The sequence below is a fragment of the Rhodoluna sp. genome (assembly GCF_044232805.1).
Taxonomy (GTDB): Bacteria; Actinomycetota; Actinomycetes; order Actinomycetales; family Microbacteriaceae; genus Rhodoluna.
Map to the genome: position 1 here is coordinate 1 of NZ_JBIILG010000041.1, position 9,835 is coordinate 9,835.

Annotated in this window: 10 protein-coding genes; 6 read left to right on the top strand and 4 right to left on the bottom strand. The window is 48.6% G+C overall.

All coding sequences use genetic code 11. The features are described 5' to 3' along the window. The 4 genes from AC9UES_RS05560 to AC9UES_RS05575 form a co-directional block, all read right to left on the bottom strand. Window positions 1–833 (bottom strand): DMT family transporter (locus AC9UES_RS05560; RefSeq protein WP_509527414.1); only part of this gene is annotated, 833 nt, incomplete at its 3' end. Continuing rightward, window positions 826–1,749, bottom strand: a complete 924-nt coding sequence (locus AC9UES_RS05565; RefSeq protein WP_509527417.1) for a DMT family transporter — start codon at window positions 1,747–1,749, stop codon at window positions 826–828. The genes AC9UES_RS05565 and AC9UES_RS05560, both read right to left, overlap by 8 nt. Before the next feature lies 1 nt (window position 1,750). Then, window positions 1,751–2,668 (bottom strand): DUF368 domain-containing protein, encoded by a 918-nt coding sequence (locus AC9UES_RS05570; RefSeq protein WP_509527420.1) that lies wholly within the window; start codon window positions 2,666–2,668, stop codon window positions 1,751–1,753. A 24-nt stretch (window positions 2,669–2,692) separates the two neighbouring features. Continuing rightward, window positions 2,693–3,550, bottom strand: a complete 858-nt coding sequence (locus AC9UES_RS05575; RefSeq protein ID WP_509527422.1) for a DMT family transporter — start codon at window positions 3,548–3,550, stop codon at window positions 2,693–2,695. A 164-nt stretch (window positions 3,551–3,714) separates the two neighbouring features. Between AC9UES_RS05575 and AC9UES_RS05580 the strand changes: the two genes are divergently transcribed. From AC9UES_RS05580 to AC9UES_RS05605, 6 genes are all read left to right on the top strand, one after another. Further along, the gene (locus AC9UES_RS05580) at window positions 3,715–5,121 is read left to right on the top strand and encodes an aspartate aminotransferase family protein (RefSeq protein ID WP_509527425.1); all 1,407 of its coding nucleotides are present in this window, start codon (window positions 3,715–3,717) and stop codon (window positions 5,119–5,121) included. A gap of 127 nt (window positions 5,122–5,248) precedes the next feature. Next, window positions 5,249–6,253, top strand: a complete 1,005-nt coding sequence (iolG, locus tag AC9UES_RS05585) for an inositol 2-dehydrogenase (RefSeq protein ID WP_509527428.1) — start codon at window positions 5,249–5,251, stop codon at window positions 6,251–6,253. Window positions 6,254–6,309: 56 nt separating this feature from the next. Next, complete coding sequence (gene iolC / locus AC9UES_RS05590) at window positions 6,310–7,257, top strand: 5-dehydro-2-deoxygluconokinase (RefSeq protein WP_509527431.1); 948 nt, start codon at window positions 6,310–6,312, stop codon at window positions 7,255–7,257. Beyond that, window positions 7,248–8,123: a Cgl0159 family (beta/alpha)8-fold protein gene (locus tag AC9UES_RS05595; RefSeq protein ID WP_509527433.1), complete on the top strand. Its 876-nt coding sequence runs from the start codon at window positions 7,248–7,250 to the stop codon at window positions 8,121–8,123. Before iolC ends, AC9UES_RS05595 begins: the two co-directional genes overlap by 10 nt. Before the next feature lie 30 nt (window positions 8,124–8,153). Next, window positions 8,154–9,641, top strand: coding sequence for a CoA-acylating methylmalonate-semialdehyde dehydrogenase (locus AC9UES_RS05600; protein WP_509527436.1), 1,488 nt, complete (start codon window positions 8,154–8,156; stop codon window positions 9,639–9,641). Continuing rightward, window positions 9,641–9,835: SDR family oxidoreductase (locus AC9UES_RS05605; RefSeq protein ID WP_509527438.1), on the top strand; the 195-nt coding region annotated here is incomplete at its 3' end. The genes AC9UES_RS05600 and AC9UES_RS05605, both read left to right, overlap by 1 nt.

The following is a 9,835-nucleotide window of genomic DNA, read 5'->3' on the forward strand; positions in this document are numbered from 1 at the left end:
ATTACCGCGGCACCGATGATTCCCAAAATCGCAAGAGTCTCGCCACCAAATAGCACCGCAATCACAACTGCCCAAATAGGCTCGGTTGCTAGAAGCAAAGAAGATCTAGAGGCCGAAGTTCTTCTAATTGCCCAGAGCTGAGCAACGAAGGCAAACACAGAACAGAAAAGGGCTAGAAACAATGTCCCTGCCCATTGGGCAGGACCAAAGGTTGCAATAGCGTCAAAGGCACCTGGAATGTCAAAGATAAAGAACACAACCGTTGCCGTGAGGCACTGCATCAAAATCATATTGAAGCTACTCGCCTCACGGTTTTTGGTAAGTACCCCTTGGGCAGTTACGTGAACAGCCCGGACAATAGCTGCAATAAAGAGCAGCACATCGCCCCAGTTTGGCTCCTGGATTCCATTGCCTGTTACCAGTAGCCCAACACCGACAATGGCTCCAACGGCCGCCAAAAAGAACGATCTTGGCAGCCAACGCTTCTTCCAAGCGGACTCCATGATTGGGGTAAAAATAATGGTCAAACTGATCAAGAGCCCAGCGTTGGTCGCTGAAGTTATCTTCAGACCAAAAGTCTCAACGGTCATAATTGCCGACTGGGTAAGGCCAAATAGGGTTCCAAGCATCAGGTCTGTTTTCGAGAACTTATTGCGCCTGATTAGCCAGATCGCAATCATGGCAAGGGTAGCAATTCCAAAGCGAACCGAAAGCATAGCTGGAACGGTTGCAAATGGAGTTATGGCTTTTGCAGATAGATAGCTTGCGCCCCAGACAATCGCAACCGCTAGAAGAACCAGGTCGACCTTGGAAGCCCTTATTGCACTAAGCAATTGTCTTTTTCCTAAACAGAGTCAGCACACTTCCTTGCGAGATGGCAGCGCCCAAGATAACTATCACGCCACCAACTGGTTCGTACCAGTGCAGCTTTTCACCTAAGAGTATTACTCCAAGAATTACTGCAATAACCGGTGTTATGTATGTGACGGAGGAAGCTATCGCACTTCCCACCACATCCAGAATCTTGTAATAAAGAAGGTATGCAACACCGCTACCAAGAGCTCCGAGCGTCACAATAGCCGCTACCGATGCAAAGTCAGGAACTTCAGTAATCAGCGGTCCTGATAGCAAGTAAATAGGTAGCAAAGTCAGGGCCGCTGTTCCTATTTGTCCGAAAACCGAAACTTCAGTAGCCAAATTAAGTGGCGTGACATACTTTCGAACATAGGGGGTTCCAATTCCATAGAGGATTACCGCAGTCAGCATCGCAAGAATAGCTAGCGGACTGTTTTCCCCAAAGCCTTGCCAGGCTCCCAAAACAACCAGCACCCCAAATAAACCGATGATGATTCCGGCAATTACATGAGGTTTTAACTTTTCGGTTCTAAAGGCCACCAGCAGAACAATCACGGTAGTGATAGGGGTAACAGCGTTAATGATTGCAGCTAAGGCACTAGTCACCTGGGTTTGGGCGTAGGCGAACAGCACAAATGGAATCGAGCTCATCAAGATACCAGCAATAGTCAGACGTTTCCAAGCTTCAAACGAGGTTGGTAGTTTGGATTTGAATATAAACATGGCAACGACCATTGCCAGAGCACCAAAAAACGTTCTTCCAAACGCGACTCCAATTGGAGTCAAAAAGGTCAGCGCGAGTTCAATAAACAAAAAGGAAGCGCCCCAGATCAACCCAGCAATTGCATACATTGCAACCCAAGGTTTGTTTACGCCCTCACCCTGCTTCGTCAAACTATTTGTGACCCATCCGGCGCTCGATAACAATAAGGCCAAAGACAATTGCTGAACCAATACCAAACATTAATAGCTCTACCCCGAAGTTAGCTTCTGGCATCAGTATGGCTCCAGTTTCGTTTTGCCAAGGCCAAAGAGCTCGAAGAGAACCAATCATCAACCCGGTCATCACAACCATGGTCATTTTGATCTTGTTGGCAAGCAGCCACTGCAGCAAGGAAACAAAAGATGCTAAGCCGAGAATCGCGCCCAAAACAAATGTGCCGAGGTATCCAAAGTCTCTATCGTTCACCGCAGCCAAGGTCGGCGCATACATTCCTAGTGCGAGCAACAGATAAGACCCTGAGATACCTGGTAGTACCAATGCACAAACCGCAAACGCAGCCGACACCACAATGACAATAAAACTTGGATCAGCGTCCGCAGCTCTGGGAATAGAAGTAAAAGCGAATGCCGCTAATGCTGATATCGCCAACACTAGATAATGACTCAGCTTCCAACCCATACCGGAAAGCGTTATTGGAACAAAAAGCGAAGCTGCAATTAGACCAGCAAATACAGCTTTGGTAACAGTTGGGTACTGCTCCAATAAAGGCTCAACAATTCCAGCCCCAACAAAGATGGCGGTCACCATGCCAATTAGCATCGGGATAAGAAGTGACCAAGAGATTGCTTTGAAGTGGGTAGTAGATTTTGCAAGGTTAGATTTGGAGAAACCAAAGAGTAAAACTATGCCGCGCACGGCTTCAGCCGCCGAATCAATCACGCGCTTGTAAACACCGGTAATCAGCGCAATGGTTCCACCAGAAATACCAGGAATCAACTCCGCTATCCCAATTAGTGTTCCGCGAACGAAATTCAATGAGGTTTCGATGATGCTGATTGGTTTTTTGGTATTTCCAGGAAGATTACTCACTCGTATAGTTTCCCAGATAAGGGACTATTTGTTCTTCGAACCACTAGGGGAGCGCGGACCAAGCAGTGCTCCGCCAACAATCAACCCAGTTGCTAGTAGCAATTGCCAGCTAAGTGAGTTGCCACTTACCACTACCAGCAGAGCAGTTGAAAGCAATGGTGTCAAAAATGCCAGCAAACCAATTCTTCGTGGGTCACCGATCTTGAGAGCAGCATCCCAGAGGTAGAAAGCTCCTCCCAGTGGGCCAACTCCAAGAACCAGAAGAAGTAACCAATCGGATGTGCTTATCGAAGCCGCTGGCTCAAAGAGGAAGTGAGCGCCAAGTGCCAGCACTCCCGACACCAGAGCAAAGAGCCCAATTGCTGGGGTCGGAAATCGCGGAACCTTGGTGGTACCCAAAGAGTAAGTTGCCCAGATCACCGCTGCCGCTAGAGCGAAGAAGTAGCCAACCTCCATTGAACTAAACCCAAACCCTGAGCCCCCAGAGGTGATTGCGAGAACCGCTCCCGCGAATCCGGAAATAGCAGCAAGAACATATCTCAAGTTCAGGGAGAGTGATTTAGTAAATAAAGGGCTCAGCAGAACAATCAATAGAGGCCAGAGGTAGTTCACAAGATTTGCTTCAACAGCTGGAGCTGTTTGCAGTGCTAGAAAAAGCATGAAGTGATACCCAAAGAGACCATAAACACCAATAAGCAAAGTTTTTAGTGGAATCTTCCACGGGGTTAATCCGGATCTAAGTGAGGGTAGAGAAACTAATGCACCGATTACTAGACCAATACCGGTAAGTAAAAAAGGAGGAATGTTAGAAAGCAGTGTCGCAAGCGAAGCTAATGAAGCCCATAAAAAAATTGCCCCAAGAGTGAAAAGATCAGCTTTCATCCCTAAAGTTTATGGGACAAAACTTGAGGGGAGAAAAAAACTAAGAAAGTCCAAAAAAACAAAAAGTTTTTTCAAAAAACACCCCTTACTCACCAGTGTCTTCAAGGATTGGTGTTTATTTCATTCCTAAGAGAGAATGGAAGAACACGAAGGAGTGATAGAACGTGTCCAAAGTTCTAAACCTAAAACACGATCCTGCCGGAAGGCGCCGAGTACCAGAGAAATACACCCCAATTAGCAAAACGAGGGTGAAGAAATTACTAGCTCAAGAGTGGGCTAGATTTCAATCCACGACAACAAACTCAGCCACGCATAACAAGCGTGCGAGCAAGGTTCTGCCTCTTGGCGTAACCTCAAGTTTCCAGCATTGGGACCCTTACCCAATCTCGATAGTGTCCGCGAAGGGCGCTTACTTCAAAGACGTAGACGGTCGGAAGCTTCTTGACCTCTCTATGGGCTTTGGTGCGATGATGGTTGGCCACCTCAACAAAGATGTTGTTAGGGCAGTCAAGAAGGCCATGCGCTCGGTCGGAACGCTATTTGTTACCCCGGGACCTCTGGCAACAGAGGCAGCCGAAAGGTTCCAGAAGCGATTCGATATTGACATGTTGCGCTTCACCAACTCGGGCACCGAATCGACGATGTACGCGATTCGTGCTGCCAGAGCTGCCACCGGTAAAAAAGCCATCATCAAAATCGAAGGTGGCTACCACGGTGGATACGATCCACTGCAAGTATCAGTTAAGGCCCCTATTGAGAAAATTGGGTCTGTTTCTGCCCCGAAGCCATATCACCCAGGTGCAATTGAGGCTGGAGAGGTTTACGTTGTTTCATACAACGACACCGTTCGACTAGAAGCCATCATGAAAACTCACGGTAAGACAATTGCCGCTTTTATGATTGAGCCAATTGTTGAAAACCTTTCGATTATTTTGCCGGATGAGGGTTACCTCAAAGCTGTCAGAGAGTTGTGCGACAAGTACAAAATCGCACTGATCTTTGACGAGGTAAAGACCGGTCTAACCGCAGGTGTTGCTGGAGCTGCAATCAGAGTTGGTGTGAAGCCAGATCTTATAACTCTTGCCAAGAGCATCGGTGGTGGATTACCACTTGCTGCTTTTGGAGGCAAGAAAGAGTTCATGGCGCCCGTAGTTGATGGCCGCATGCCTCACCTGGGAACCTACAACGGAAACCCACTAGTTGTCGCCGCAGCAATTGCAGTTGATAATATTGCAACCCCAGAGGCGTTAGATAAGGCAGAAGCAATTAACAACGCAACCCTTGATGCAATTGACAAAATTATTGACGAGTACGCTCTTCCAGCTCACACAGTTGGATTCGGAGTAAAGGGTGCCGTTATTTGGTCACCAACCCCAGTTCGTAACTACCGCGATTTCAAAGCAACTGACTTTGAACTTGCGGAATTGAGCTGGCTATGGGGACTAAACCGAGGCATCATTACCCCTCCGGGTCTAGATGAGCAGTGGCTAGTTTCCTTTGCTCACACTCAACGTGACATGAACAAGCTAGTTCGTTCATTCAGGGAGTTTGCCAAAGCAATCAGGGGCTAGCAAAACTAGGTTTGAACCCATGAGGACCAATCACTGGTCCTCATGGGTTTTCACTTTCTAGGTCATCTTTAACATCTATGATTTGTTATTACATAGCTGTTTTAGCTCAACTAAGAGGAGTCCCCAAGTGAATGCACCAATGAGATTTGGTTTGATTGGCACCGGTCGAATAGGTCAGGTTCACGCCAGCAGTGTTGCCAGAACTGAGGGTGCAGAGCTAACCATGGTGGCCGATGTCTTTGTTGAAGGTGCCAAGAAAACAGCAGAGCAATACGGTGGTGTTGCAACCGCTGAGGCAATGGATTGCTTTGACTCATCCAAGGTGGATGCCATTATCGTTGCCTCTCCAACCCCAACTCACTTGGATCTAATCAGTGCGGCAATCGATGCCAACATTCCGATTCTTTGTGAGAAGCCAATTGATCTAGACATCAAAAGAGTCGACGCCATGCGCGAAAAGGCAGCCAAGGCAACCATTCCAATCGTGCTTGGCTTCAACCGCCGCTTCGATCCACACTTCAACTCGGTGCACCAGAGAGTGAAAGCTGGTGAAATTGGAAAGCTAGAACAGCTGGTCTTGATTTCCAGGGATCCAGCCCCAGCATCAAAAGAGTATTTGGCTGTTTCGGGAGGTATCTTCCGGGACATGACCATCCACGATTTTGACATGGGCAGATTCTTTGTACCGAACATCGTTTCGGTTACAGCAAATGGTTTCAACCAGTTCTCCAGTGAAATTAAGGACTTAGGCGACTATGACGCCACTAGCGTCACCTTGCGCGGCGCTAACGATGAATTGGTGCTAATTACCAACTCCCGTCATGCGATTTATGGATTCGATCAGAGAATGGAAGCCTTTGGGGACAAGGGAATGCTTAGGGTCGAAAACCTAACAAACACCAACGTCAGGCTCTACAACGAGTCAAGCGCTGAGGTCAAAGAGCCGTACCAGAACTTCTTCCTTGAGCGCTACATGGACTCCTACCTACTGGAGCTAGCCGAATTCATGAAGAAGGTGCGTGGCGAGGCTTCGAACAGCCCTGAGTTTGAAGATGGCCGAGCTGCCCTGGTTCTAGCCAACGCTGCCCTGGAGTCGTCCCAGACAGGAAAAACCGTCTCCGTTTCGCTCTAAAAGTTTGTTATGACAAATTATTGAAGTTGTGGCAGACTTGTAGTCGGAGGTAGTCAATGGTTTTCGATCTAATAACCACGGGTCGAATTGGCGTGGACATCTACCCTCTACAAACCGGAGTCGGGCTTGAAGAAGTCACCTCTTTTGGAAAGTTCCTTGGCGGCTCGGCAACCAACGTTGCAGTGTCTGGTGCCAGGTACGGACTGAATTCTGCAGTGATTACCAAGGTGGGCAATGACCCCTTTGGAAACTATTTGATTCAAGAACTTGAACGTCTAAATGTCGATAGTCGATACGTTGGTCGAACAGAGAACCTCAAAACCCCGGTTGTTTTCTGCGAAATCTTTCCACCGGATGATTTCCCAATCTATTTCTATCGCGAACCCAAAGCGCCTGATCTAGAAATATCTGAATCCGAGCTAGATCTAGATGCCATTAAGTCGGCCAAGATCTTTTGGTCCACCGTCACCGGCCTTAGTCAAGAACCCTCCAGAACAGCCAACCTAGCTGCGCTAAAAGCAAGAGCCAAGGCCACCCACACCATTTTGGATTTGGATTACCGCTCGGCTTTTTGGACAAACCCGGCTGATGCCACCCAGCAGATTGCCAAGGCTTTGCCTTTTGTGACAATCGCCGTTGGTAATAAAGAAGAGTGTGAAGTTGCGGTTGGCGAAACTGAGCCCGAGCCTGCAGCCGACGCTTTGTTGGAGCGCGGGGTTGAAATTGCGATTGTGAAGCAAGGCCCCAAGGGTGTTCTAGCAAAGACAAAAAATGAGTCCGTTGAGGTTCCGCCGTATGCCGTTGAGGTTGTTAACGGTCTAGGAGCTGGGGATTCTTTCGGAGGTGCTCTCTGCTACGGCTTGCTTCAAGGCTGGGACCTACAAAGAATCCTGCGCTTTGCCAACATCGCAGGGGCCATCGTGGCTTCCAGGCTTGAATGTTCAACCGCTATGCCAACCTATGATGAAGTGCAGAAGATCATGGAGGCCCAAAAATGGGACTAAGTTTTGAGCAGATCAAGGAGTTAAGAGCTTCTGATCCAGGGGCTATAGCCAAAGCACTCAAGAGTAGAAAACGCCGACCACTAGTTCAAGGTGATGGCAATCTGTTTTTGCTGGCGGCTGATCATCCAGCTAGGGGAGCCTTGGCGGTAAATGGTAATCCTGTTGCCATGGGCTCAAGAAAAGAATTGCTTGAAAGATTTGCTACAGCTTTAGAGAACCCAAAGGTAGATGGTGTTCTTGGAACACCGGATGTAATCGAAGAGCTAACCCTGATGGGACTTCTTGAGGGAAAGATTGCAGTTGGTTCGATGAATCGCGGCGGCTTGAAAGGCTCGAGTTTCGAATTTGATGATCGCTACACCGCTTACACCGCAGCTTCTTTAAAGCAGCAGGGTTTAGACATGGGTAAAAATCTTTTACGTATCAACTTGCAAGATCCAGGTACGGTCAGAACCTTAGAGCACACTGCCAAAGTTATTGATGAGTGCGCCAAGCACGAGATTCCGATGCTACTGGAGCCCTTTATGAGTGACTGGGTGGATGGCAAGGCAGTCAACCGCTTAACGGCAGAAGCTGTCGAGCTTTCGGTTGCTATTTCTTCTGGCCTTGGTTCAACCAGTGCTTGGTCATGGCTCAAGCTACCGGTAGTTGAAAACATGGAACGCGTAATGGAAGCAACCACTCTCCCAACGCTCCTTTTGGGCGGCGAGGGAAGCTCAGACCAAGAGGCAACCTTTGGCTCTTGGTCCAACGCCTTGGCACTACCTGGTGTGAAGGGTCTCGTAGTTGGTAGGACACTTCTATACCCACACGACAACGATGTTTCAAAGGCTGTGGCCCAAGCGGCCAATTTGGTTCACAAGTAATATTTCAATAACAAGGATGAGGTAGCGAAAATGCAGACAGTTCCACTATGGATCAACGGTAAGAGTGTTCAGAGTCAGTCTGGAAGATTCGGAGACGTTTTTGATCCAGCGCTAGGTGAAGCGACCAAGCGCGTTGGCTTTGCCAACGGCGCTGAGATAGCAGCTACCATCCAAGCTGCCAAGGACGCATTCCCAGCCTGGCGTGATCTCTCATTGGCTAGACGCCAGCAGATCATGTTCCGCTTCCGTGAGCTACTAGAAGCTAAGAAGGGTGAGCTTGCTGAGATCATCACCTCTGAGCACGGCAAGGTGCTTTCGGACGCTTTGGGAGAGATCACCCGTGGTCAAGAAGTAGTTGAGTTTGCATGTGGGCTGCCGCACCTACTGAAAGGCGAATTCTCAGAGAACGCATCAACTAACGTTGATGTTTACTCGATTAAACAGCCATTGGGTGTCGTTGGAATCATTAGCCCGTTTAATTTCCCCGCCATGGTTCCAATGTGGTTCTTCCCAGTTGCTATTGCTGCCGGAAACACAGTGGTTATCAAGCCAAGCGAGAAGGACCCATCTGCTACCAACTGGGTGGCTGAGCTATGGAAAGAAGCTGGTTTGCCAGATGGTGTTTTCAACGTCCTACACGGTGACAAAGAAGCCGTAGACGGTCTTTTGAATAGCCCAGATGTAGCAGCAATCTCCTTTGTTGGATCAACTCCAATAGCCCGCTACATCTACGAAACATCTTCGAAGAACGGCAAGAGAGTCCAGGCTCTTGGTGGAGCGAAGAACCACATGCTAGTTTTGCCAGACGCTGATCTAGACCTAGTTGCTGACTCCGCGGTGAACGCAGGTTTTGGTTCTGCTGGTGAACGTTGCATGGCAATTTCGGTTGTGGTTGCAGTTGAGCCAGTTGCCGATGAATTAATAACCAAGATCACCGAGCGCATGGCACAGATCAAGGTCGGAGATGGAAGACGTAGCTGTGACATGGGACCACTTGTAACAAAGGTTCACCGTGACAAGGTTGCTTCGTATATTGAAATCGCCGAACAAGATGGCGCCAAGGTTGTAGTTGATGGTCGCGGTGTTGTACCAGATGGTGCTCCCGGTGGATTCTGGCTTGGTCCAACTTTGATTGACAATGTTCCAACCGGATCCAAGGTATACACCGAGGAAATATTCGGTCCAGTGCTTTCGGTAGTTCGCGTGAAGACTTATGACGAGGGTCTAGACCTTATCAACTCTGGAGAGTTTGGAAATGGAACTGCAATTTTCACAAACGATGGTGGAGCGGCTCGTAAGTTCCAGAACCAGGTACAGGTTGGAATGATTGGGATCAACGTTCCAATTCCAGTGCCGGTGGCGTACTTTAGCTTCGGTGGTTGGAAGCACTCACTGTTTGGGGACAGCCGTGCCCATGGAGAAGAAGGCTTTCGATTCTTTACCCAGACCAAGGTAATTACCTCCAGATGGCTTGACCCAAGCCACGGTGGACTAAACCTAGGCTTCCCACAAAACTAATGAAGATTGCTATCACCGGTTCCACCGGATTTGTTGGTAGCAACATTGCGTCAGTTTTGCAAAGCTCCGGTCACGAAGTAATTGGCCTAGTTCGATCAGAAGCCAAGTTGCCCTGGGAAACCAAACTGGTTGATTTCACCAGCGAAGACTCAATCAGTTCGGCTCTAGAAGGCACAGAAGCCGTCGTTCACTGC

Bases quoted from the DNA above. Each gene is read 5' to 3' on its own strand.
- AC9UES_RS05575 (WP_509527422.1), bottom strand. From the start codon at position 3,550: ATGAAAGCTGATCTTTTCACTCTTGGGGCAATTTTTTTATGGGCTTCA.
- iolC (WP_509527431.1), top strand. From the start codon at position 6,310: ATGGTTTTCGATCTAATAACCACGGGTCGAATTGGCGTGGACATCTAC.
- AC9UES_RS05595 (WP_509527433.1), top strand. From the start codon at position 7,248: ATGGGACTAAGTTTTGAGCAGATCAAGGAGTTAAGAGCTTCTGATCCA.
- AC9UES_RS05600 (WP_509527436.1), top strand. From the start codon at position 8,154: ATGCAGACAGTTCCACTATGGATCAACGGTAAGAGTGTTCAGAGTCAG.